This is a genomic window from Butyrivibrio sp. FCS014, assembly GCF_000526935.1.
Classification (GTDB): domain Bacteria; phylum Bacillota; class Clostridia; order Lachnospirales; family Lachnospiraceae; genus Butyrivibrio.
The window spans coordinates 157606-183318 of record NZ_JAHA01000013.1 but is presented as its reverse complement, the minus strand read 5'-3'; the positions used below and the strand labels follow the sequence as shown (position 1 = coordinate 183318).

17 protein-coding genes and 2 pseudogenes are annotated in these 25713 nt (G+C 46.7%); 2 read left to right on the top strand and 17 right to left on the bottom strand.

Annotated elements, in window-relative coordinates; translation table 11 throughout:
- The 5 genes and pseudogenes from uvrA to T456_RS0112430 form a co-directional block, all read right to left on the bottom strand.
- A pseudogene (uvrA, locus tag T456_RS24140) lies at window positions 1-2238 on the bottom strand (excinuclease ABC subunit UvrA); the annotation flags it as partial.
- Between the two features lie 114 nt (window positions 2239-2352).
- Window positions 2353-4345 (bottom strand): annotated as a pseudogene (gene uvrB, locus T456_RS20065) (excinuclease ABC subunit UvrB).
- Between the two features lie 52 nt (window positions 4346-4397).
- Window positions 4398-6809, bottom strand: a complete 2412-nt coding sequence (locus T456_RS0112440; protein ID WP_024866422.1) for a hypothetical protein — start codon at window positions 6807-6809, stop codon at window positions 4398-4400.
- 28 nt (window positions 6810-6837) lie between these two features.
- Complete coding sequence (locus tag T456_RS0112435; protein ID WP_024866421.1) at window positions 6838-8058, bottom strand: hypothetical protein; 1221 nt, start codon at window positions 8056-8058, stop codon at window positions 6838-6840.
- 51 nt (window positions 8059-8109) lie between these two features.
- Window positions 8110-10332 carry a toll/interleukin-1 receptor domain-containing protein gene (locus T456_RS0112430; RefSeq protein WP_024866420.1) on the bottom strand — a complete coding sequence of 741 codons (2223 nt, stop codon included), beginning with the start codon at window positions 10330-10332 and terminating at the stop codon, window positions 8110-8112.
- A 319-nt stretch (window positions 10333-10651) separates the two neighbouring features.
- Between T456_RS0112430 and T456_RS0112425 the strand changes: the two genes are divergently transcribed.
- The gene (locus T456_RS0112425) at window positions 10652-13456 is read left to right on the top strand and encodes a hypothetical protein (protein ID WP_024866419.1); all 2805 of its coding nucleotides are present in this window, start codon (window positions 10652-10654) and stop codon (window positions 13454-13456) included.
- A gap of 6 nt (window positions 13457-13462) precedes the next feature.
- Here T456_RS0112425 and T456_RS0112420 read toward each other — a convergent pair whose 3' ends face one another.
- From T456_RS0112420 to T456_RS0112375, 10 genes are all read right to left on the bottom strand, one after another.
- Window positions 13463-14407 carry an ABC transporter permease gene (locus T456_RS0112420; protein WP_024866418.1) on the bottom strand — a complete coding sequence of 315 codons (945 nt, stop codon included), beginning with the start codon at window positions 14405-14407 and terminating at the stop codon, window positions 13463-13465.
- 6 nt (window positions 14408-14413) lie between these two features.
- Window positions 14414-15733 (bottom strand): ABC transporter ATP-binding protein, encoded by a 1320-nt coding sequence (locus T456_RS0112415; RefSeq protein ID WP_024866417.1) that lies wholly within the window; start codon window positions 15731-15733, stop codon window positions 14414-14416.
- Between the two features lie 105 nt (window positions 15734-15838).
- The gene (locus T456_RS0112410) at window positions 15839-16075 is read right to left on the bottom strand and encodes a hypothetical protein (RefSeq protein WP_024866416.1); all 237 of its coding nucleotides are present in this window, start codon (window positions 16073-16075) and stop codon (window positions 15839-15841) included.
- Between the two features lies 1 nt (window position 16076).
- Window positions 16077-17027 carry a serine/threonine protein kinase gene (locus T456_RS20060; RefSeq protein WP_024866415.1) on the bottom strand — a complete coding sequence of 317 codons (951 nt, stop codon included), beginning with the start codon at window positions 17025-17027 and terminating at the stop codon, window positions 16077-16079.
- A gap of 14 nt (window positions 17028-17041) precedes the next feature.
- Window positions 17042-17824, bottom strand: coding sequence for a PP2C family protein-serine/threonine phosphatase (locus tag T456_RS0112400; protein ID WP_024866414.1), 783 nt, complete (start codon window positions 17822-17824; stop codon window positions 17042-17044).
- A 148-nt stretch (window positions 17825-17972) separates the two neighbouring features.
- Window positions 17973-19319 carry a S41 family peptidase gene (locus tag T456_RS0112395; protein ID WP_024866413.1) on the bottom strand — a complete coding sequence of 449 codons (1347 nt, stop codon included), beginning with the start codon at window positions 19317-19319 and terminating at the stop codon, window positions 17973-17975.
- Window positions 19320-19334: 15 nt separating this feature from the next.
- A complete protein-coding gene (locus T456_RS0112390; RefSeq protein ID WP_035802041.1) occupies window positions 19335-20558 on the bottom strand; it encodes a murein hydrolase activator EnvC family protein in 1224 nt (407 codons plus the stop codon).
- Between the two features lie 26 nt (window positions 20559-20584).
- Window positions 20585-21481, bottom strand: coding sequence for a permease-like cell division protein FtsX (gene ftsX, locus T456_RS0112385; protein ID WP_024866411.1), 897 nt, complete (start codon window positions 21479-21481; stop codon window positions 20585-20587).
- Window positions 21471-22157 (bottom strand): cell division ATP-binding protein FtsE, encoded by a 687-nt coding sequence (gene ftsE / locus T456_RS0112380; protein WP_024866410.1) that lies wholly within the window; start codon window positions 22155-22157, stop codon window positions 21471-21473. Before ftsE ends, ftsX begins: the two co-directional genes overlap by 11 nt.
- Window positions 22158-22389: 232 nt before the next feature.
- Window positions 22390-23472 carry a PucR family transcriptional regulator gene (locus T456_RS0112375; protein ID WP_024866409.1) on the bottom strand — a complete coding sequence of 361 codons (1083 nt, stop codon included), beginning with the start codon at window positions 23470-23472 and terminating at the stop codon, window positions 22390-22392.
- 260 nt (window positions 23473-23732) lie between these two features.
- Between T456_RS0112375 and T456_RS0112370 the strand changes: the two genes are divergently transcribed.
- Window positions 23733-23921, top strand: coding sequence for a YjfB family protein (locus T456_RS0112370; protein ID WP_024866408.1), 189 nt, complete (start codon window positions 23733-23735; stop codon window positions 23919-23921).
- A 96-nt stretch (window positions 23922-24017) separates the two neighbouring features.
- Here the strand turns inward: T456_RS0112370 and T456_RS0112365 are convergent, their stop codons facing one another.
- Both T456_RS0112365 and T456_RS0112360 read right to left on the bottom strand, forming a co-directional pair.
- Window positions 24018-24851: a CvfB family protein gene (locus tag T456_RS0112365; RefSeq protein ID WP_024866407.1), complete on the bottom strand. Its 834-nt coding sequence runs from the start codon at window positions 24849-24851 to the stop codon at window positions 24018-24020.
- Window positions 24852-24914: 63 nt separating this feature from the next.
- A complete protein-coding gene (locus tag T456_RS0112360) occupies window positions 24915-25667 on the bottom strand; it encodes an acyl-[acyl-carrier-protein] thioesterase (protein ID WP_024866406.1) in 753 nt (250 codons plus the stop codon).
- Between the last annotated feature and the right edge of the window lie 46 nt (window positions 25668-25713).

The window sequence follows — 25713 nt, the reverse complement described above, 5'->3', positions numbered from 1 at the left end:
GGCTTCACAGCGTCCGCCCTTAACGTTAAAGGGAGAATCTGCCCTTTCTTGTAGCCTCTGGCCTTGGCATCGGGGGTTCCCGCAAACAGGTCTCTTATCATGTCAAACACACCGGTGTAAGTCGCAGGGTTTGAACGGGGTGTTCTTCCAATCGGTGACTGGTCAATGGCGATTACCTTATCCACCTGGTCAAGTCCCTCAATTCCCTTGTGCTTGCCGGGGATGCATCTTGCCCTGTTGAGATCTCTTGCCAGATGCTTGTAAAGTATCTCGTTGACAAAAGAGCTCTTTCCGGAGCCGGACACACCTGTGACAATGGTCATAACTCCGATAGGCACATCAATATCTATATTCTTGAGGTTGTTTTCCTGAGCTCCCAGGATCTTAAGCCATCCCTTGGGCTGCCTTCTTGTGGCAGGTACCGGTATCTTGAGCTTGCCGGAAAGGTACTGCCCTGTCACAGACTCTTTTACCTTCATGATGTCTTCTGCGGTTCCGCAGGCCACGATCTTGCCGCCGTGGGATCCGGCGCCGGGGCCGACATCAACGATATAGTCCGCAGCCCTCATGGTATCCTCGTCGTGCTCAACCACGATAAGAGTATTACCGAGGTCTCTTAAGTTCTTCAGTGTATTGAGAAGCTTGTCGTTGTCCCTCTGATGCAGGCCGATACTGGGCTCATCAAGGATATAGCACACTCCGCAAAGGCCTGAACCGATCTGGGTTGCAAGCCTGATTCGCTGAGCCTCGCCGCCCGACAGAGTTCCGGTGGCACGGGAAAGAGACAGATAATCCAGTCCCCACATCCACAAGGAATCCCACCCTTGCACGGATCTCCTTAAGGACCTGAGCACCGATAAGCTCCTGCTGCTCAGTGAGCTTTAAGTTCTCCAGATAGGTCTGGAGCTCATCTATGGACATTGAGGTGATCTCATATATATTCTTATTGTCTACGGTAACAGCCAGTGATTCCTTCTTAAGCCTCTGTCCGCCGCAAAGAGCACAGGGAGTGATCCTCATGTACTCCTCATACTCGGCCTTGGCTGTCTCCGAGAAGGTCTCACGGTAGCGCTGCTCAACGTTCTTGATAAGACCGTCAAATTTGATGGGGTAGTCACCCTCACCGCGCTGTCCCTTATAATGCACATTTACTGTTCTGTCAGCGCCGTGGATAAGAACATCCTGTACCTTCTGAGGCAGTTCCTCAAAGGGTGTATCCAGGCTGAATTTATACTCTTTAGCAAGGGCTCTTAAAACAGCATTACTGAAGCTCGAGTCCTTGTTGGCTGACTGCCAGCCCATAACCACGATACAACCGTCATTTATGGAAAGGCTCCTGTCAGGGATCATAAGCTCATCGTCCAAACTCCAATCTTGTAGCCAAGACCCAGACAATCCGGGCAGGCTCCGAAGGGGTTATTGAAGGAGAAGCTTCTGGCTCGATCTCAGGGATACTTATTCCGCAATCGGGGCAGGCGAAGTTCTGGGAAAAACTCAGCTCTTTTCCATCGACAACGTCAACAAGGAGCAGGCCATCAGCCAGCTGAAGGGCATTCTCTATGGAATCCGTAAGTCTTCTCCTGAGGTTCTCGTTGTCGTCGCGAAACTACGATTCTGTCTACGATGATCTCGATGCTGTGCTTGATGTTCTTGTCCAGCTTGATCTCCTCTTCGGTGATCTCGTACTGGCTTCCGTCAATCCTGGCCCTCACATAGCCTGCGCGCTTAGCTCTGTCCAGGGTTTTCTGATGCTCACCCTTTTTGCCGCGGACAACAGGCGCAAGAATCTGCAGCTTGGTGCCGTCGCCAAGAGCCATGATCTGATCGCACATCTCGTCAACGGTCTGTCTTCTGATCTCCCTGCCCGCAGTTGGGGCAATGAGGAATACCGATCCTGGCATAAAGAAGCCTGAAGTGGTCATAGATCTCCGTCCACGGTTCCCACTGTGGACCTGGGGTTTTTGTTGGTGAACTTCTGATCTATGGAGATCGTTGGGGAAAGTCCCTCAATGGGCCTCCACATTGGGCTTGTCCATCTGTCCCAGGAACATTCTTGCATAGGAGGAAAGAGATTCCATATACCTTCTCTGTCCCTCTGCAAAAAATGGTATCGAAAGCAAGGGAAGATTTGCCGGAGCCGGACAGACCGGTAAATACGGTAAGTGTCTCCCTGGGAATCTTCACCTTAACATTCTTGAGGTTGTGTTCGTTGGCACCTCGCACCCCTGATATAGTCATGTATATCAGAAGGAAGTATCCTCTTTGTGGTGGTGTTCTTCTTGGTCATTCTGCTGTTATCAGCCATTCTCATTCTCCTTTGGGGCAAAAGAAATATCACCCATCCCGCCATTTTTATTTACCGGAGGTCAAATCATTGTATATCTTCTTAAGGTCTATCAACTGGTCACGAAGCATGGCGGCATTCTCGAAATCCAGCTCCGCAGCAGCTCTTTTCATCTTCTTCTGAACCTGGCCGATGAGTTTCTCAAGTTCTTCTGCACTCATGGACCTCAGGATCCTTCTCAAACTTGACTTCTTCCTTGGCGATGGCCTTGGTCACCGCAATAAGATCTCTTACAGCCTTCTTGATGGTCTGAGGAGTTATGCCGTGCTCCTCGTTGTACTTCTCCTGAATGCTGCGACGACGTTTGGTCTCATCGATGGCTTTTTTCATGGAATCCGTCATATTGTCGGCATACATTATAACACGGCCTTCAGCATTTCGTGCGGCTCTTCCGATGGTCTGGATAAGGGATGTCTCGGAACGAAGGAAGCCCTCCTTGTCCGCATCGATAATGGCCACCAGAGAGATCTCGGGAATGTCCAGACCCTCTCTTAGAAGGTTGATACCAACCAGCACGTCAAACACATCTAGTCTCATATCCCTGATGATCTCTGACCTCTCCAGAGTATCAATATCCGAGTGAAGGTACTTGACTCTGATGCCGGACTCAGCCAGATACTGGGTCAGATCCTCTGCCATCCTCTTGGTAAGGGTGGTGACAAGAACCTTGTTCTTCTTGTCCACTTCCTTGCGGATCTCAGCAATGAGGTCATCGATCTGTCCCTCAACCGGCCTTACGTCCACTTCCGGATCCAAAAGGCCTGTCGGCCTTATAACCTGCTCTGTTCTTAAAAGTTCATGCTCCTCCTCGTACTTGCCGGGAGTTGCGGAACAGAACAGCATCTGATCTATGTGATTCTCAAACTCCTCAAAGTTAAGGGGCCTGTTGTCCAGGGCGGAAGGCAGTCTGAACCCGTAGTCAACAAGGGTCAGCTTTCTGTTCCTGTCGCCGTGGTACATGGCGCCTATCTGAGGGATGGTCATATGGGACTCGTCTACTATAATAAGGAAATCCCTGTCAAAGAAGTCCAAAAGAGTCAGCGGCGGCTCACCGGGCTTTGAAAAGTTCAGGTGTCTTGAGTAATTCTCAATTCCTGAGCAGAAGCCGGTCTCTCTCATCATCTCAACATCAAAGTTGGTACGCTCGGATATCCTCTGGGCCTCTATAAGCCTGTCCTCTCCCTTGAAGAACTTGATCTGCTCCTCCAGCTCTTTTTCTATATTGTCGCAGGCAAGATTTATCTTCTCCTGTGGAACAACATAGTGGGAGGCCGGGTATATCATTACATGGGTAAGCTCAGATTTAACCTTGGCTGTAACAGGCTCTATCTGGGTTATCCTGTCTATCTCATCTCCGAAGAATTCCACCCTTATGAGGTAGTCATCTGCGTTGGCAGGGAATACCTCCACAGTGTCTCCACGAACCCTGAAGTTACATCTGCCAAGCTCCATATCGTTTCTGTCGTACTGGATAGCCACCAGCTCTTTTATCAGCTGATCCCTGTCCTTCTCCATGCCGGGACGAAGGGATATGGACATTCCCTTGAATTCGTCCGGGCTGCCCAGACCGTAGATGCAGGAAACCGAAGCCACAACAATGACATCATTGCGCTCCGCCAAAGAGGCTGTGGCTGAAAGCCGGAGTTTATCTATCTCATCGTTTATGGACGAATCCTTGGCGATGTAGGTATCAGTCTGGGGTACATAGGCCTCTGGCTGATAGTAATCGTAATATGACACAAAGTATTCCACGGCGTTTTCAGGAAAGAACTCCTTCATCTCTCCGTAGAGCTGACCTGCCAGAGTTTTGTTGTGGCTGATGATCAGGGTGGGCTTATTGAGGGCCTGAATTACATTGGCCATGGTAAAGGTCTTACCTGAGCCGGTAACACCCAGCAGAGTCTCAAACTGGTTTCCCGCTTTGAAGCCCTCCACGAGGTCCTGTATTGCCTTGGGCTGATCGCCTGTAGGTTTGTATTCTGAGTGAAGTTTGAAATCCATAGATATAAAACTCCCTAAAAGCTAGATTACTACGTTACAAAAACTCTTTCTCTTAAAACAGATTGTATATTTTTCCTACCATATTATGACATGCTGCTGCCAGAGATTTAGCATCAATATCAATTGTCGGATCAGGATTCGGAGAATGGATATACACTACGTCTTGAGCCTTTTTTGCTTTTTCATATGGCAGTATTTCGCCACCATGTGCAGCCTCATTTCGCAGATCTTTTATCTTGTTTATTTCCTTAAATATTTCGCGCACCAGGACTTTATCCAGCCCCAAAGCGTCTAAATAATACGCCAGTTCAGCAGCTTTAGGATCAACACTGCCATTTTTCCTTAACAGATTAATATACAGATTTGAAATCGTACCAAGTTCCAGGCTCTCTTTTGGTTCTTTTCCCCGTCCGGTAATATACGCTGCTTTAGAGCTACCGATATAGCCCCTTAATTCATCATCTAAATTGTCCCCACTGATCGAATCGCATTTTGGTTTTAATACCATCTGGCGATAGGGGGCATAAAAGATAGTATTTACAAGCAGTTCCAATGCCGTGTAATACTCTAACGCTATACAACTGTAATCCATCTGAGGAATATCATCCCTGACAATATATCGCTGATACAGGAATTCGCCGGTTGCAATACCGGATATGGATTTTTTGACTTTCTCCAAAACCTGCAGTGAATCATCTCTCATGTAGGTATTGACCTTTATCTCAACCTTTTTCATTTGGTCATCATATTGCTTGATCAGATCATTAAATAAATCCCTATATCGAGGCTCAGGTCTGACAAACAGTTCAATACTTTTTCTTATTTTTTGATACACCGTTTCTACCATGTTCAAAAAATAATCATCGCTTCCAAGCCACAGGAAATATTCAGTAAAACTACTCTTGAAATCCAGATTGATCACTTCATCATATGATTCAATATTCTCCAACGCTGCATCTAAAGTCATCAGCATTTCATTCTTAAGATTAGAATAGGCTTTTTCTTCTACCATATTCATATTTTCAAAGCTGTACCGAGAGAAGATGCTGCTTGCTTTACCGTAGGATCGATTATTAAATATTAAACTTTGGATTCTATCTCTATATACTCTAAACGGGTACGCTCCATCATGTCCTTCTATGGAATCTGCAAGCATATAGAGTGTTCTTAGATAGATTCCCAGAAGATAGTATTTCACCGTACAACTTATTTCCTCATATCTTGAGTCTTCGTTGTTTCTATATTCATTCATGAACTGTGCAACACCATCCGGATAACTCCAGCCAAGAATCTGTTGAACAGCCGCATATACATCTGTGTCATATTCCGAATTAATTGACTTCCCTTCATTTAGACGGTTTTCTGCAACAGAAGCCAGCACTTCATCAACGAACAGATCAAAGCCAGCATCACTTTTGCCGTACAATGCAACATCATTGATATGGTCTATGCCGACAATAAGCCTCGCTTCGTCTCTGTCATCCTTTCCAACCCTGCTTGCAAAGTAACTAAGATTATAAAAAGGAATTGCAGGAATTACCGTTCTTTCAGAACCCAGACTATCTATATAATTATCCAGGGTTTGACAAATACCCTCGCAATAATCATCTTCGTCAATTGTATCACTCAGATTGGAACGGCTTTTCTTTCCAAATATAAATTCACTTTGCAGATATGAGATTTTCAGCAATAAAGTTCTGGCAGTATCCTTATCATCTTCCTTCGCCATACGGTAATTATTCATGATCACAAAGATACTCTCAGGCGAATATATCACAGCAGATATTTCAGCATACTTCCTGTTCTGCACAGCACTATCAACACCAACAAGGTATTCATTCAAATCACTGCCTTTATATCTTTCGTGAAGCAGATCATTCACTAAATCTGCATATTCGAAAGTGGTCCTTTTTATATCCTCTTTTCTTTCGGGGGTTTCTATTATATTCCAATAGGCACAGGAAAGTTTGGCCATTGTCACCATCACGATGTCCTCAATGGTTTTTACTTCTTCAACTTCAGTTTTCTTGTATTTAGGAACAGAGAAATGCTCGTATTTCATCAAATCCATTTCCGAAGAAATGCGATATCTTTCATACTTTGTGTATCTGACAATACGCTCAAGCAATTGATTACTTTCCATGCAATCAAGGATCTTAACATAACTATCAAGCTGCGCTATATCTATACCGGGGACTTTTTCATGAATCAAATCTATGGACCAATAGAATTTCTCTATTAAAACAAAATCCTTAATAATCTGGATTTCATTTTCCCTACGCATCAGTTCAATTTTGATAAAATAATCGCTCAGTCCCTCTATACTTTGTTTTAAGGCAATCACAGGTAATTTCTTCTGTGCGAATTCGCTAATATACATCCTTAAAAATGTGGCCAGTTCTTCTGTTTTATTATTATCCGAATCGAATTCCCCTGCTTTTTTATACAAATAATTCTTATCCATAATTTATATCCTTTCTGTTCATATTCTTCTATTTCACAAAACAGAAAAAGAGCACTAATCCTATGATCAATGAAGCGGCGCCCGCAATGATATTGGCTGCAATATTGGGAGTGGGTCCAAAGGATTCCGTAACTTGCATGCATCCTGTGACCAAACTCAGCACTGTAATAAATGCCAAAATAATATTTCTCTTTTCATCCTGCTTATTTAAATTAATTGAATGAAGAGCATCTATCTGTCTTATCAGTTTCTCAACAGTATCTTCAATACTCATATTGCCCTTTATGGCCTCGTATTCCTGCTGAATTTCAGCATTGAATGAAACCTCCAGGAAATTAACCTGATTGTCAAATGTTACATAAGCCTCATATACGCTGTTAAATTCACGGTTTGATACCTTCTTTGAACCCGCCCATGAAGAAATGTACATTGCCACTGTCTTTTGAAGAATTCCTATCCAAAAGCACTCGAATGTTTTTCCAAAAAAACGTTCAATATCTTTATTCATCATTTCCCGGCTGCAGAGCGGCACTGTTTTTCGTATGCTTGTTCTCCCGAATTCCATCAGGGGCGTAGTAATGTCGTTTCTCCATACTAAACCAGCCATATAGGAATGACATTTTGTCGGATACAGCACGCGCATTTTTTTATTTGATTTAATAACACCCAGTGATTCGCATATAGCCCCTATATCCCAATAATCTTCATTTATATCTATATTCTTCTCACTGTTATTTTGATGCAGTTCCAGTATCATCAAACAGGTGCCAAAAATGGTAGCAGCCAGACGAATCTTCCTTACTTCGAATAAAATTTCTTCCTTTCCGGAACAGGGCAATATTCTCAGCCTGTTACCAACTTTTGCTATACCCAATACATTTCTGTCTATAGCAGTTGTTTCTCCACACTGCGCTATATAATGCAAAACTGTATTATTACTGCTATATAACGCATCAACCACTTCCGGTGTAAAAGCCTCGTCATAGGATTCTAAATTTAATTTATTTTCAAACGCATTGGACCTGGCAATTGCATGGTGATTCGAATTCTTAAGTGCTTTATCATTATCATCTACAATTCTTTTCCAGGTAAACTCCCGGTCCATTGTAAATGATGATAATGCTTCTTTTATTCCGTCATTCAGTTCCTCCATATTATTCCACAGGTCTTCACCCTTTTTATTTATCTGAAGCGGAAAAATGACTGTACTGCTCTCATAATACGCATCTTTTTTCTGATCTGCATTCATACAACGATTGTCCTCCCCCATTTAAAAGTATCATCCTTATGACTCTTTTCCCTATTCCTTCCTGCGGGCATTTATATCCGCTATGGAATCAAAGTACTTCCACCACATGTCAAAAAGTCCGCGTCCAAGCCGGCTGTCCTTATCAACCACGGGACTTGCCATGAACACAGGATAATCCGTAAGTCTGTGTCCTTTACTCACCGCATACATATGTCCTCCCGGGCACAGGAAAACCCTGGCGGGATTCAAAATATATTTCCTGTCTCTTCCAAGATAGAGATCAGGATCGTTACCCTCCGAAAATACCATCTTGTACATTCTCAGCCTGCAGAAGGGGCACTGATAGGAGGATATCACCGCATTACCATCTATATCTCCAAACACTCCTTCTATATTCTCCTGCAGCGGAAAGATCTCTGCAGGTTCAGCGGGAGTTACAAACAGCTCGGACCAGCAGGTCCTTGCATCAACTTTCCTCTTCAGCTCTTCAAGAGAATCGTATCTTAGATCCACCGGGAAGAAGTGAGGAGGATTGCCCCTGCCTGATCTTGCCGCCTCCCTGATCCCGAAGGCATCAAGGAACTCCTCCTCCCTGTCAAACATGCCGGCTACAAGCTCTCTGTCGCCTGAATCAGCAGCAATTCCGATCATGCAAAAGTAGTAGTAATCCACCCTGTACACGATATCAAGGTCCATGGTACCGGCAGCGGCCTTCGCCATTTCCACAACAGCGTCCATGGCGGTTTCCAGAAGATATCTTCCAAGGGTGAATGCCTTGGATACATCAAGCTGCCCGTTTATGAGCATGCATACTATAGTCTCGCCGTAATTGGCATAGAACTCGCACTTGTCGGAAAGACTCTTAATCCCCGGGGAAAAGAGCTCCTGATTCTGAATATCTTCTTCTATATTTGCAAAGGTTCTCCTTGCAAACTCAAAAGCCCCCGCAGCGGTGTACACCATTCCGTACTGAAGGTTCGGCGGAGCCATCATAACAGTCTCAACCTTGTGGAGCATGTTCCAGGCCTCAAGGTACATGATGTTCCCTATATAATAGTGAAGCAGAATTCTCATGAGCTTATCGGCCGTGCCCATAGTGCTCATCTCGTTGCCGCTAAGGCCGCCTCTCTCCTGCCTTATCCGGCACAAAAGATCCAGCGCATTTTCCATATAAGCTGCGCCCCGCTCCGGGTCACCTTTCTCAAAGAGGATCTGACCGAGCCTTGCGCTTGCGTAGGGGTGTCCGCTCCTTGCCGCAACATCCAGAGCTATCTCACCCATCATAGGGTCTCTTGCCGTTCCGTTTCCTGCCAAATAGCAAAGTCCCAGTTTGTACGCGGCTTCATCCGTAAGGTTATTCTCCGCTCCTGCTGCCTTATCGTGTTCTTCTTTTAGAATAAGGCGCAGCGCATCAAGGTCATACACCACTTCTCCCGTGAAATCACTGTGTTTCCCGAGAGCCTCCGGGTCAGTCTCCTCTGTCACGAAAGTGATGACTCTTTTCCCGAATCTGCGAGCGTCGGGGAGTTCGCACCTTAGGACATAGTTGCCCTCCTCAAGAACATCCGGCGTCATAACAAGAAGTATCACATCGCTGCCCTTAAGCTGTTCCAGGATCTGGTCGTCGTAGTTCTCTCCCTCCACCAGCGCATCGTCGTACCAGATTGATGTGTCAAGATGTTCCGGCCACCTGCGGATCTTCTTCATAAGCTCCGTCAGCTGCACCAGATTCTTCTTCCTGTAGCTCATGAAAATATGGAAGGAAAACAGCTCGGGAATCGCCGGCCCCTCATCATCTATCACTGTGTAGAGATCCACATAGCCGTCTATATAGTGCTTCAGCCTTGCCTTGGCCTCGCTACCGCAGTAGTCAAGAACCTGCATGTGGCCATAAACTTCCGAAAAACGCGCAGATACTCCGGGCTCTATGGCAATGGGAAGGATCCTGATACCAAGATCCACCGCCGCTTTAAGAACATCCTTAAAGGGTGCATCAGAGCCGCCCAATAATCTGCCGCTGACAATCAGGGCCACCATGGTAAAGCTTCCGCCAAGGACAGCCTCAAGGTACCCCCGGTCAAAAGAGCTCTCGGCTCCCTTGGAAATCCAAATATCCGCCTGATACATCTGCTGTATCGTCCCGGAAATCTCTTTGGCAGCCTCTATATCCTCCGGGCAGGAGCAAAGGTAAACTCTCTCTGTCTTGCGAAGCTGTCTTCCCGCCGCCTTGGCAGGATGTTCCATATAATAAAAGCGCTGATCTTCCCCTGTCATTGATCACTCTCCTGCGACATTATCTGTATAAAAGCGTATACATTTTCAGTATACCCCGTATGCTCTTTTCAGTCTACATTTTTCTGAACATTTGTTCGCTTTTGTGCCCCAGTTTATAAGTTCTTTAGAATTACAACATTATTTCACTCGGCGATTTTAAACATGAAATTAAAAATCTAAACAGAAAATAAACAGCCGATTAATGCGATATTAAACCTTCTAAACTTTGTGATTTTCTATGGATTTTATGATTTTCAAGTAGTAAGATGCCACTTGTGTTGTTCACAAGAGGAAAAAAATTTCAAGGGAGACTTAAGAGATGAAAAAGAAAATCGTAAACAAAAACCTGGTACGCGCAATGGCAATCGGTCTTAGTGCTGCAATGGCTGCAACACCTGTTACCGCTTTTGCCGCCGAAGGAGATGAGAATTCAAAAACTGATATTCCTGCCGAAGAGATTCCTTCCGAAGAGAATTCCAAGGATGCGCAGGATGTTGTTACAGAGTATCAGGAAGCAACAGAGGAAGTGAATGAAAAAGTTGAGGATGTAAATGAAGCTGTTGATGCGGTTCTTGATGAGGGGATTGAGACTGACAACAAAAAGATCGACGGCGAAAGATCCGAGCTTAACACCGCAAACGATGCCATCGCAGCCGGTGATGACAAGCTCGAAGGGGATGTTCAGAAGCTTGAAGAGATAAATAACGACATTGAAGAGGGAATCGTTGATGCATTAAACGCAGCATCAGATGCACAGAATCTCAATGATGAAACCCAGAAACAGCTTGAGGAGAAGTCAACAGAGATGTCTAAGGCAAAAGAGGCTGTGGATAACTCAGGTACGATCGCTGATGCCAACGCAAACCTTGAGAAGGCAAAAGAGATTGCTACAGAGGCCGGAAAGATCTATGAGGATGCACTTGCAAAGTCCGAGGAGATCAACGCTGAGTACGAGGAAGCCAAAGCTGCCGTAGAGAAGGCACAGGCTGACTACGAGAAGGCTGCTGCCACAGCTGATGCAGATCTTGCCGAGGCTGAGGAGAACCTCAAGCTTGCACAGATGACTCTTTCAAATCTTGAGACACAGGCAACCAAGGCCAGTGAAGATGCCAAAACACAGCTTGAGAATGCAGAAAAGGCTGCAGACGATAAGGTTGAGGCAGCAAAGGCCGCTTACGATGAGGCTTCCAAGGAGCTTGAGAAGAAGGAAGCTGCTGCCGACAAGGCACAGAAGGCTTATGACAAGCTCAAGGATCAGGCAGAAGTAGCCAAGAGAAAAGTTGAGAACCTGGAGAAAGCTATCGAGAAGAGCGAAGGCGACACAGCCAAGCTCGAGGAGGAACTCGCAAAGCGCCAGGCTGAGTACGATAAGATCAACGCAAAGTTCCAGGAAGCTGAGGCTGATCTGAATACAGCATCAGAGGAATACAATACAGCCAACGACACTGTGGAGACCAGCTGTAACGAGTTCATCGACGCCATGAACGAGGCTATAAAGTACAGCGGTTATTCAAGAAAGGCTATCGCAGGCTACATCAGCGACTGCGAAGATGAGAAAGCCTACTACAGCAACAACCTTGAGTACATTGAGTCCCTGATCACAACCGGCGAGGAATCTGTTCAGACTGCAAATGACAAGATTTCCGGATATAATGAGGATCTTAATACAGCTCAGAACGAGAAGGATGAAGCCGTAATGAAGAGAGCTATTGCCGGCCAGAAGTGGGCAGAGGCAAAGAGATCCGGTGCAAGCCGCGCAGATCTGAAAAAGCTTGAAGACGAGTACTGGGCAGCTAACGAAGAGATCGGTGTAGCTGAGCAGAAGATCCGTAATATCAATTATGCAATAAATAAGACCCGGGATGATATCAAAGCTATCAATGAGGGCCTTGCAAAGCTTAATGACTATAAAGAAGAGACTCAGGAATATATAAGCACTCTTGATGATGAGATCAGCAAGTCTACCCAGCTTATTTCAGACATCAATACAGCTTATGATAACTACTACACCAAGAAGGATGCCTATGCACGTGCTCTCTATGATTTAGAGGTTAAGGGTGCTGCTTATCAGGAGGCAGAGGATACCTACTCATACTATGCAGGTCTTGAAAAGAACAAGGCTGCACAGGTGGCAAAGATTCAGGATAAGATTGACAAGAAGGAAGGAAACACAGCAAAGCTTAAGGCTGACCTTGATACTGCTAAGAGCGAGCTCTCCGACATCACAGCCAAAAAGGAGGCCGCTGCAAAGGCTAAGGAAGATGCTGCCAGAGAAAAGCGCGAAGCCGATAAGGCTGAGACAGCAGCAAGACATGATTACCAGACTGCCAAAAAGGAAGCTGCTGCCGACAAGAAAGCTGCAAGAGCAGAATACGCAAAGGCCGTTGATGCCTGCAAGGATCTTACTGTAGCCGTTAAAGAGGCACAGACCGCTGTTACAGATGCTCAGAACAAGGTAAATGAGATTGAAGAGGCCATCAAGGACCTTGACAGAAAGCACACCATTGACGGAAAGATCATTTCACCCGACACCCTTATCCTTGATCAGCTTAAGAGACAGCTGGATGAGGCCAATGAGGATCTTACAGGCAAGAAGCAGATTCTTGACGAGATCAAAGGTCAGCTTGACAAGGCACAGAAGTCAAGGGATGCGATCGTTGACAGACTCACTCCCAAGCCTTCAGTAAGACCTTCAGATTCTTCATCACAGGAGAGCAATGACAGCACTCCCGCAGCTCCTGCTGTAGTAAGAACCGTTACCACAACAACCACAGCTGCAGCAAATGCAGATGCTGCCGTTCTTGGTGCAAAGAGATCTACTAAAGCTTCTTCAGTTAAGAAGAGCGCTGCTGCTACCGAAAGCGATACAACAGATACTCAGGAGACAAAAGACATCACTGCTGCAGTTGCAGGTGATCAGGATCAGGAACTCAAAGCATCAGAGAGCAAGACCACTGCTGCTTTCACCACTCAGGACATCACAGACGAAGAGACCCCTCTTGCCGGTCAGATTCCTGACGGAAGAAAGGGTCTCGTAGGTTGGCTCATCGCTCTTCTTGCAGTCCTTGGCATTTCTACAGAAGAAGTTATCAGAAGAAACAATAACAAGAATAAGACTAAGTAAAGACATCTACCTCTTGTCTTTATCAATACGCTCCAGAAGGACTGTTGCTATAAGTATATAGGCAGCAGCCCAGAAAATGAGCCATTGCCAGCAACGTGACACAATATCTATATTGAAATCATAGTCGGGATTCCGGTTCTGCTCTGCAGTTTGCATGAGGACTTCATCTCTTAAGTCATTATCCTCTATATACTGCAGTACATGCAGGACCGGTTTTTCACCTTCTACATCTATATCTTTCATCTTCACGGCACTGTTCCACACGCTAACCATGGGAAGGGAGTTATAGTCTCCCTGAGCACAAAGTGCAGTAAGTCCCCACTTAGTGGCAGTCAGATTCGTAAGAGGCATGGCAGCCTCCGGCAGATTGAAAAATCCACCTGAAAAAATAAGCTGTACGATAAGCAGGAAAGGCATTATCGTCATGGCCGCTGTAGTGGTCCTGGCAAAAGCCGATACCAAAAGGGCCAGCATGTCTGCAGCAAAAGTAATAAAGAACAGAGTTATCCCTATATCCAGGATTGGCCATGAAGTCACCAGGCTCTTTTGCGGCATTACTACTCCCATACTGGTGCAGACAAAAATCATTATAATGACCTGCAAAACGCACAGAACCGCCTGATAGATCACGTGGGCCGCCATATAGGCGCTTATGTGGAGGCCTGATCTGTGCTCTCTTTTTACGATGGCTCTTTCCCTGCAGATCACCTGTATAGAGTTAAAAAAGCCGTTCCAGATGCATACACAGGCAAGGGCGAAAGTTCCTGTTAAGGTTCCCTCCATGGTCTTATAGATATTGGCGCCCACAGCGAAAGCCACAAGTCCTGCAACTATGGCTGACATGGGAAGCACCTTCCAGTCATTCTGGAATATGAACATTCTGAAGAGTTTTCCAAGATATATAATGGTCTGTGACAAACGTCCCTGGCGGCTTATTCGTTTTGTTCTCATAGTCCGTCACCCTACCCTTTCTCTCATATAGTCCGCATATTTCTCCACGAACTCGTCAGCTCTGCCTTCTCCGCCTTCCTCCTTCTGGTTGATGGTAAGAAGTATCTCCTCCATGGAGGATTTTCCGAAGAATTCATAGGCTTCGTTTACAGGGCCGTAATAGGCAAGGCGGCCGGTCCTTCCGGCATCCTTGGCAAGAACTATGACGTCATCAAAAAGATCTATGACTCTGTCGGGAGTGTGGGTGATGACCACTACAATTTTTCCCTCATCGGCGATGGCTCTTAGCTTCTCAAAAAGAGCTCTGGCAACAACGCCGTCAAGGCCGGAATCCGGCTCATCCAGAATAAACAGTGAGGGATCCGAGATAAATTCCATGGCTATGGAAAGCCTCTTTCTCTGGCCTCCGGAAAGCTTTTCCACAAGGCTGTCCTTTACGGAGGAGAGGCCGAACTGCTCAAGGACCTTGGCTATGCGCTCATTCCTCTCGGCAAATGAAATGTTGGTGGGAAGGCGCAAAGTAGCTGCATCAGACAATGTGAGAGCCACCGTGTCATTGCCGCGCATGAGATCCTGCTGGGGAACAAAGCCGATGTCATACATCATCTTGTCATAATCCTTGTAAATATCATTATCCCCGAGGGTGATCTTCGCATCAGCCTTTTCATAGCCGGTTACGGCATTGAGGTACGTTGTCTTTCCGGCTCCGGAGCCTCCAAGAAGCAGGACCATATGACCCTGGGGGATATTCATGTGAATATCCTTAAGAAGAACTTTCTTTCGGAAAAGATCTATCACTGACCGCTCATTTATGTTAACCGTAAGTCCGTCACTTATATTGGCCACATCAGTGCCGAGAGTCTTTGCCTGACCCGAGATATCGTCGGACTCCACTTTTTTGATGGGCATGAACTTTTGTGATAATCCCCAATAAAGAATAACCACAGGTTCAAAGATAACCATCAGTGCCACCCATTTCCTGGACCTTCCAAAGTTCTTCACAAGGCCGGTATAGATTCGCACCATATAGACGATATTTGCAATGGAGAACGATATGGCCACGATCAGAGCCACCACGACAATGAAAGGATCCTGTAAATGTACACTGGCCATTACGGTGCCGAACACAAAGGCTATGAAGGAAATATACATATACTTCCTGCCATCCTCTTCTCTGTCCGCACAAAGGGAGATATGGTACTCTCTTGCCAGGGGAACAACAGCCCAGAATTTCTTTACCCCGCACTTCTCAAAAATCTTCCAGTACCCTATCGTCGTAAGTACTAAACTGATCATTCTCAGTCCATTGGTCAGATCCAATCTCATATAGTCCTCCTGTATGCCCCATGCTTTACCTGAGTTTGCATCATAAATACCCTTTTATGTATATACATTGTATATCCGTATAATCAGAAGTACAAATGCTGTTTTTCACAGGTTAAAAGAGTCATAGGTATAGACCATATCCTGCTCGATGACAAAGTCATCGTCCAATACGCTGTAGTCATCATGGTTTCTGCCAAGAAGTCTCGTTGTACACATGGCAGCCGTAGCCTCTCCCTCAGGGATCACCTCAGGAGCGGAATCTCCTTTAAGGAAACTTCCAAGCCCCAGGATCACCACCAAGGCAATAAATATGATCACGAAAGTATATACAAATATAAGCATCTTATTTCTCCTCTTCAACCAGCACTGCCCGTATACGGATTCCCGCGTTCCCAAGCCTCTCCTTCACAGCGGGGATACGCTGTTTCGCGTCCTCCGCGGCATAGCTTCTTATGGTGTCATAGTGATTTACCACAGCTGTGACTCCAAGGGCCAGCACAGCAGCTATCACCGCAGCCTTTGCTCCCATCACCAGCCGCCTTAAGGCAACCGCCCTCGGGTAGCGAAGAAGTGCCCTGTCTATATCCTTACAGCTTCCAAATCTGTCGTCCCTGTCAGGCCTTGTGCACTTCTCAAGGATACTCATAAGTTCGGGAGAAGTGCTCCTTGCCGGCAACATCTGCATCATGGTTCTCCCAAAGCAGTAGATATCGGTCCGCACGTCGGTCTGTCCAAGGCTTCCGTACTGCTCCGGGGCCGCAAAGCCGCAGGTTCCCAGATTCAACGTATCAGCACCGCCTCCACGGATGTACTCCCTGGCCGCTCCGAAATCTATAAGCGCCACATGTCCGTCGGGCTTTACAATGATATTTGCAGGCTTTAAATCCCTGTAGATCACCGGAGTCTTCCTTCCATGGAGATAGGCCAGGATCGAAAGTATCTCCCTTCCCACACGAACCGCCTCCTTCTCCGAAAGCCGTCCTTTAGCCTTTAACACCTTCTCCAGAGAGTTCCCGTGAACATGCTCCAGCACAAAGGCATCCTCATAAACTGCCACAACCTTGGGGATAGCCGTGTGGTCAAGTCTTTGCAAAAGAGCCGTCTCCTCCTCCACGGCTTTTACCATATCCGTCCCGGTATATATCCCCTCCTTCAGCACCTTGACGGTAACCGCCTTGCCGCTTTCCATATCATGTCCCATGTAAACCACGCTGCTGCCGCCCTCTCCAAGCTTTCGCAGAATGCGGTATCTGTCCCTGTAAAGGCTCTCGTTTTTCATAACGCCCTCTCTCATGCTGCTATCCTCCATCAATACTCTAGGCACATGGCCGCTACTGAGATATTATCTTCCTCTTTTCTTGACCATGCAGTCTGTGCAAGCTTTCTGCATTCCTCCAGCATATCCTCAGGCGTTACGCACATCTGGGGACACAGCTTATCATGAAGCTCTGAAGTATCAAGGGTTCTCCAGAAGCCGTCACTGCAGGCAACCACCGTGACATCTCCATTAAATTCACCTCTTGTAACCTGGGGCTCAACTCCTCCTGCAGTTCCAACGCTCTGAAGAAGAACGTTTCTTTCGGGATCCGAAGAAATATCCTCCGGCCGCAAAAGCCCTCTGTCCAGCTTATCCTGTATCACACTCTGGTCTCTGGTTATGGCCCTGGCCGATGCCCTGTCTATGACATAGAGCCTTGAATCACCCACATTAAAAGCAAGATATCTGTGCCCTATCTGCAAAAGAGCCGTGAGAGTTGTCCCAAGGTTTATGCCCCTGTGCTTACCGTAGCGCCTTATCTCGCCGCTGATCTTGGCAACGAGCCTTCTTAGGGAAGTCTCAGCGGTATCCCACAGCTTCTCCTCATTCATGTTCTGCATAAGGGGCAGCTCCTCGCAGAACCAGTTCTCCAGTGCTCTTACGGCCTTACAGCTGGCCACTTCTCCCTTTGAGAGGCCTCCCATTCCGTCACATACCACGGCAAAAGAGATCCTTCCATGCCTCCTTGTTGCGGCAACCTTGATCATGGCTGCATCCTGATTGACACGACGCACTTTGCCCCTGTCAGTAAACACACAAGCTTTTACATTCATTGTTAATTCTCCTGAAAATATTGTCCGAACCGGACCGTGAAAATCACGATAAAAAATTATAGAAAAAAAGACTGTGCCACACATCCGTGACACAGTCTCAAATCATACACTTATTCTTTTGTACTGTCAACAGTCATTTCGCAACTACTTAATTGCCCATCAGGTCCTTCATGACCTCGATACCCTTCTGAAGCTGAGTATCTGTCTTATCCTTAGCATAAGCGTCGGGATCATACTCAACCTCCACATCGGGGGCAATTCCAACTCCGTGGATATTGGTTCCGCTGGGGGTGTAATAGTCGCTGACAGTGAGCTTAACGGCTGTTCCGTCGTTGAGATCAAAGATCCTCTGTACAATACCCTTACCGAAGGTAGTAACACCCACAAGCTTGCCAAGGTTATAGTCCTTGATGGCACCTGCAAGGATCTCGGAAGCACTGGCGGAATACTGGTTGGTGAGAACCACCACTGGAATGTCTATCTCGTGCTCTCCGTCGCACTTGTAATCATCCCTGTTTCCGTCCCTGTCCATGGTGTATACGATGATCCCCTTGGGAAGGAGCTGCCTTGCAACATCGCACACAGCCTGAAGGCTTCCGCCGGGATTACTTCTAAGGTCAATGATAAGTCCCTTTATATTGCTCGCCCTAAGCTCAGCAAGGCCCTCGGTAAACTGATCCGGGGTAACCTCGTCAAACTCGGTTATCTGCAAATATCCTATCTCCTCGTTGTCTCCCAAAAGCTTCGTGGTAACTGTAGGAACAACAACCGCAGATCTCTCAACATCCACCTCAACGGTATCTCTCTTGGAACCGCGAAGAAGTGTCAGATGAACCAAAGTCCCCTCCGGTCCCTTTATCAAGGATACCACTTCATCCAGTTCCATGCCCTCTGTGGAAACATGGTCGACCTCAAAGATGATATCATCAGTCTGAAGCTCAGCTCTCTCAGCGGGAGTTCCCGGCATAACACCGGAAATCCTTGGAAGTCCCATGTCGGAATCAATGCTTACATAGGCACCGATGCCGTAGTAGATACCTGCTGTATCACTCATGAGTTCATTGAGCTCTTCCTCGGTGTAATAAACTGAGTAGGGATCTCCAAGGGAATCCAAAAGACCCTTGTACATTCCGTCCGCCTCAGCAGCCTTATCCACATCAGTCTTGTAGTAATAGGTCTCTATAACGTCATCAAGAGCTTCAAGCTTGGTGATGGTGTCCTCATTCATCAGCTCTTCATAGGTGTTATTAGTGGGAAGCAAAGGAGTCAGCGCCCCTAATCTTCTGCCAAAGACTCCGAACATAAGGAGCCCTCCCACAACAGAAACCGAAATGAGAAGTCCCAGGAAAAGACCTGCGATAAAGCGCCATCTGAGTTTCCTTTTGATGGCCTTGGGCGGTTCTCCTGCCGGCATCATGGGCGGCATCTGCGGAGATACCTGCGGCGGCACCTGCCCGTAATAGTTGTTGCTATTGTTGTTATAATTATTATCCAAAATCTTGTGCTCCTATCACTTGAGGTAATTCCAGGGACTCACATAGGCTCCGTTAAGTCTGACACCAAAGTGCAGATGATTACCGGTGGATCTTCCTGTGGTTCCGACTGCGCCGATCTTGGTGCCGGCAGTAACATCAGTTCCTTTGGAAACATAGAGGGCCGAACAATGCATGTAAATGGTGTAAAGTCCGCCTCCGTGATTGATCATGATGTAATTACCCATGGTAGAGTTATAGTCCGCCGCCACCACTGTGCCGTTGTAAGCTGCCAGAATGGCTGTTCCGCCCGGGGCTGCCAGGTCGATACCGTTGTGCATCTTGGTGATCCCGAGAGTCGGGTGGACTCTGTTTCCATAATCATCGGAAATCCTGGTGTAGCCGGGGCATGGCCAGGTGAACATTCCTCCGTCGTAGGTATATCTGCTGTAAAGAGCTGCCTTGTCAGCCGCTACCTCTTTTTCCAGGGCTGCGATAGCTGCATTCTCAGCCTTGATCTCTGCCTCGTACTCGGCGATGGCCGCTTCCTTGTTGGAAATATCGGCCTGGACGGTGTTGAGCTCCTTGCTCTTGGTGGAAAGCAGTGACTCCAGGTTGGCCTGCTCTTCCTGCCGGACCGCCTTTGTCTCGTCCAGAGTTTCCTTCTCCTCCTCCAATGCCTCTTTTGTCAGCCTGATCAGCTCCGTGGTGGAGATGTACTCGTTCAGCTTGTTCCTGTCGTAGTCGGAGAGCTTCTCGATGTACTCGGCCTTGTTGAGCATGTCGGAGAAATTTCCGGATTGTAAAAGAAGCTCCAGATACAGCATGTCGCCGCGCTCGTACATGAACTTGATGCGCTTTTTCATGGCCTCATACTGGGCCTGCTGAATCGCCTCCGCCTCCTGGAGCTCCGAAGTGGTTATATTGATCTGATTCTCCTTCTCGGCGATCTGCTCTGTGAGCATGTCAACCTTCTGCTGAATGTCCGTCAGCTGCCCGTCCAACTGTCTGATGTAGTTATTCAGGTCAGACTTACTTTTCTCCAGCTCCTTCTTGACTTTCTCCAGGTCAGTCTTGGCGTTCTTCAAGCCGTCTCGTTCCTTCTTGGCTTCGCTGATCTGTGCTTCCTTGGCCTTGATACTCTCCTCCGTGGGGGTGGCGCTTGCCGTTAGCGTTGCATTGGCAAACATAGTGCTCACCATAAAGAGACATAGGAGTATGTTAATTATTCTGTTGATACGTCTTCCAAAAAATCTGTTCAAAGTTTAAACGATCCCTTTGCTGTGCTTTATACGTGCAGGTGCTTTCTTACAGTTATGAAACTTCCGAAGAAACCAATGCCGATACCGATGATCAGCGAAATGGGAATCAGGTTATGGTAGACCGCCTCTACCGGCAGGAAATTCAGCAGTGAGCTGAGCATTGTGAATCTGCTGGCAACATAGGCGATAACATGGGTGTAAACAAAGTAGATGATGATCAGCGGAATGATGGAACCAATAAGGCCGATCAAAATACCTTCCACCACGAATGGGGCACGGACAAAAAAGTCTGTGGCTCCGATATACTTCATGATGTTGATCTCATCCTTTCTCACGGCAATACCCATGGTTACGGTATTGCTGATAAGGAATACGGATACCAGCAGAAGAACTATGATGATACCTGCTGATATGTAAGCTATCAAAAGATTAAGTCCGCTTAAGGTGGTAGCCGTTACCTCGGAGCGGTTGACTTCCCTGACAACCGTGATGCTCTCTATGTAGGAAACAAGTGCCGGCTGCATTGACACATCGCTTAAGTAGATCTGAAGGTTTGCAGAATCTGCCAGGGGATTCTCTGTAAATCCGTCGGCGTACTCGCCAAGATACTCCTCCTTGAAGCCTTCCCAGGCTTCGTCGGCAGAAACATAAACTATCTCTCTTACCTCAGGTCTTTTCTCCAGGTCGCTCTTTACTGCCAGGATCTGCTCCTCGGTGATACCCTCATTGAAGAATACGGTTACGGAAACGCCTTCCTCTGCAGTCTTAACAACATTCTGGAAGTTGGTGATTATTGAATAAAACAGTCCGAACAAAAACAGACAGGCGGTGATGGTGGCGATTGATGCCAGCGTATACCATTTATTTCTGCCTAAATTCTTAAATCCCTGTCCAATGGTGTAAAAGAAACTACTAATCCTCATCGATGTACATACCCTCTTCTTCGTCTTCTATGATGACGCCCTTCTTCATGGTGATAACACGTTTCTTCATGGCATTAACGATCTCTCTGTTGTGGGTTACCACTATGACCGTTGTGCCGTTCTCGTTTATCTGCTCCATGAGTTTCATGATCTCCCAGGAATTATTGGGATCCAGGTTACCCGTGGGCTCATCAGCCAGCAGAATGGTGGGTTTGTTCACAAGGGCCCTGGCAAGGGCAACTCTCTGCTGTTCACCGCCGGAAAGCTGATTTATCTTGTTTTTGTACTTGCCGGCCAGATTGACCGTGGCCAGTATGGACGGAACGTTTCGCTTGATATCCCTGGTGGGAGTCTGCACGATGCGCTGTGCAAAAGCGACGTTCTCATAGACATTTCTATCCTTTAGAAGTCGGAAATCCTGGAATACTATGCCCAGATTTCTTCTGAACTTGGGAATCTTGCTGTGTTTGATCCTCTTCAAGTTGTAGCCGAGGACTGTGATCTCGCCGTCTGTGGGAACCAGCTCCCTAAGAAGCAGCTTGATCAGGGTTGATTTGCCGGAGCCGCTGTCGCCCACAATGAAAACAAATTCACCCCTTTTGATGTGGAGCGTCACGCCGTTTAAGGCCGGCGCTCCGGTTGAATATGATTTGGTCACATTCTCCAGCGTGATTATCTCATCGCTGGGAATCTGCCTGTTTGTCCTTCTTCTCCTGTATCCTCTTTCCATAATTCTCCTCTTGTTGCAGGTGATATACGGATTGCTTCGCTTTCGCTTTCGCAATCCTGCATACATTCGGATTCCGCACTATCGTGCTACATCCTCATGTATGTTCGGTCTTCAAGGTCACATCCACACACATGCAAGCATGCGCGTGAATGTGACTTTGAATCCCTATATCACTCACTTACGTAAACCTCTCCATGTACTTCATATATCTTACAACCATAAGTGCAATTTTGAAAGTAATGGCATCGTCGAACACTCTAAGATCAAGACCGGTACTCTTCTGAAGCTTGTCCAGTCTGTACACCAGGGTATTTCTGTGGATAAAGAGCTGTCTTGAAGTCTCCGATACATTGAGGCTGTTCTCAAAGAACTTATCGATGGTGGTAAGGGTCTCCTGATCGAACTCGTCGGGATTTCTTCCACCAAAGATCTCCTTGATGAACATCTTGCAAAGAGGTATGGGAAGCTGATAGATAAGTCTTCCTATTCCCAGCTCGCTGTAGCAAATGACCTTTCTCTCGTCAAAGAAGATCTTGCCTACATCAAGAGCCATCTTGGCTTCCTTGTAGGAACGGCTCACTTCCTTGATCTCGGAAACAACTGTGCCATACGCGATTCTGACTCCTGTCAGGCCCTCTTTTTCCAGATTCTGAAGGATATCCTCGGCCACTCTGGTGATCTCGCTGTTCTTGCCAAAGTCGCTTACATCCTTGACAACAATAACGTTGTCCTCGTCAACCTCAGTGACAAAGTCTGTTCCGTTGCCGATGCAGGTCCTTGTGATCTCAAGGGCATTGCTGTCCCTGCCGCTGGAGCACTCAATGATCATGGCTACTCTCTTGGCATCACTCTGGATATGAAGCTTCTTGGCTCTGCTGTAGATATCTACCAAAAGCAGATTATCCAGAAGGAGGTTCTTGATAAAGTTATCCTTGTCAAATCTCTCCTTGTAAGCCACAAGCAGGCTCTGAATCTGATAAGCTATCATCTTGCCAAGCATGTAGTTATTGTCGCCGCTGCCGGTGCATATGAGTATATACTCCAGCTGCTGCTCGTCATATATCTTGAAGTACTGATAGCCCTGGATCTCCTGGGAATCTGCGGGGGATTCAACGAAATCCCTTGCCACGGAAGCCACGTTGCCAATATCATTGGCTGTGGAAGCAACCTCCTTGCCGTCAGTATCCAGCACACAAAGATCCACATGCGCGATGTTCTTCAGGCCGTCAATTGTGTTCTGCAAAATCTGATTCGATATCATGTAGCACTCTTTCTTGCACGGTGTGCATAATATTGATTATAGGATCATGAAATAAACCTATTTAACAGTTTAATACAAATGTACAAAAAAATCTACCTTTAGCAAGGCATTTTTTGTTCATTTTTTAAATTTTGTGGTCAAAAGTCACAAAAAAGGCTCCTTGTTTTTGCCACGGATTGTATCCTGTCAAGGTAATCATTTTAACAAAACGGCCGATATATAAGATAGGGTGAAGTATATTCATACACAAGGAGGTGCCTATGGATATTCCTGCATTGTCGATGGCATTGTCACAGAACAAGATCCTGAACGATTTTGGCGTTGCCATGCTTTCGAAGAGTCTTGATAACCTGCAGGACATGGGAGAAGCAATGGTTGAGACTATGGATGCTTCTATGGAGTTATCTGTTAACCCGAACCTCGGGGCCAACTTCGATATCAGGATTTAAGACACCATCGCCCGAAGAGCGCCCGTAAGGCGCACGAAAAGCCCGTTGCAGATTCTGCAGCGGGCTTTTTGACTGTGAAAGTATTTATTATGAATTTCAGATCTTTACTATGGAATCAGGCTTGATCTCGATCCTGCCTTCTTTCAGCAGTCGTCCGACAGCTCTTTTGAACTCGTTCTTGCTCATGCCGGTCTTCTCTCTGATAAGCTCCGGAGCAGCCTTATCATTGAAGGAAAGCTTGCCGCCCTCTTTCTCTATAAGCTCCATGAGAGCCTTGGCATCTGTATCCATCTGAAGATAAGCCTTCTCTCTTATGCCGAGGTTGAGCTTACCGTCTTCCTTAACGGATACCACTCTTGCGGAAACTGTGTCTCCGATCTTAATATCCCCGTAAATCTCCTTCTTGGGGATAAGTCCCGAATAAATATCATCAACAGCCACAAAGGCGCCGAAATTGCCGCTCATCTCGTATACTGTACCTGTTACCCTGTCGTCCTTCTTGTAGGGACTGTTCTGGGAAAGATAGGGATACACGTTCATGGTTACGCAAAGGCGGTTGCTCTTATCGATGTAAAGGGCGCAGAGCACCTCATCTCCGGGGCTTACCTTCTTGGTCTGCTGCTTGAAGGGTAAAAGAAGGTCCTTCTCCAGGCCCCAGTCCATGAAAGCTCCGATCCTGCTTGTATCCTTGACCTTGAGCATTCTCACATCACCGAGCATTATTTTGGGCTCATTGGTGGTTGCTATAAGTCTGTCATCGGAATCCTTGTAAATAAAGACTTCAATGGTGCTTCCTATATCCGTTCCCGCAGGGACCTGCTTGCCGGGAAGAAGAACCTTCTCCTCATCGCCCTGCTTCTCGGAGAGGTATACTCCGAATTCAACCTTTTTAACAACTGTAAGTGTCTGTTTTTCTCCTAATCTGATCATTGTGTCCTCCGTTTCAAAAGAGCTTTTTGAGCTCTGCCTATCGTTGCCTTCATCAGCAACAGTTTAAAAGTTAAGTTCTACCGTGCAGACGGATCTGCCCTCCGCATCGGCAAGATCCACGATGCGCATCCGTCCCTGAGCCTGTGCAGCGTCCTCCTGAGCCTTAGCAGGGATATCCTTGTATATATTGGGATAAAGAATATCTCCCAGTACCGCCTGCCTCTTGTACTCCGCTCTCATGCCCTTTACCTTGCCTTCCAGATCGGAACATGCATCTATAGCCATTCTAACATATTGGCCGTTATTAACGTGATAATTGGTATCAAGATGGTGTTTCCTTACAACTATCTCATCGCCCTTTACTGCCTCTATACCCTCAGGTACAACAATTTTCCTTCCGGCATAGTTCATGTCAAGCTTCTCTCCCATAGGATAAGTCTCAAGCATCTCGGGAGTGACCCTTGAGGGAATTCCCTTCACGAAATCAAAGAGGGTCCACACGGAATTGGCAACTGCAAGCCTCTCTCCATCCTTAGTATCCATAAAGAAATTTCTAAGGCCAAAGAATCCCTTAAGGTCATAGGGCACGGTTCCGATTATCACATCCTCGCAGAGCCTTGGGTACCGCATTATCTCGATCTGCCAGGAATTTAAAACCCAGGCGATGTTTCTTTTCTTCATATAATCGATATCAGCTACGCCTTCCTGGGTCTGAAAGGTTGAGCAGTCCTGGAAATAGTCTATAAGTGACTCCAGAGTAAGTGTCCCGTCCTTATCAATTTCGCTGTATCTGATCCTGGAATCAAAGGTATACATGTAGGTCCTTTCTGCAAGCAAGCATGCACAGACATGTTTCTGCATG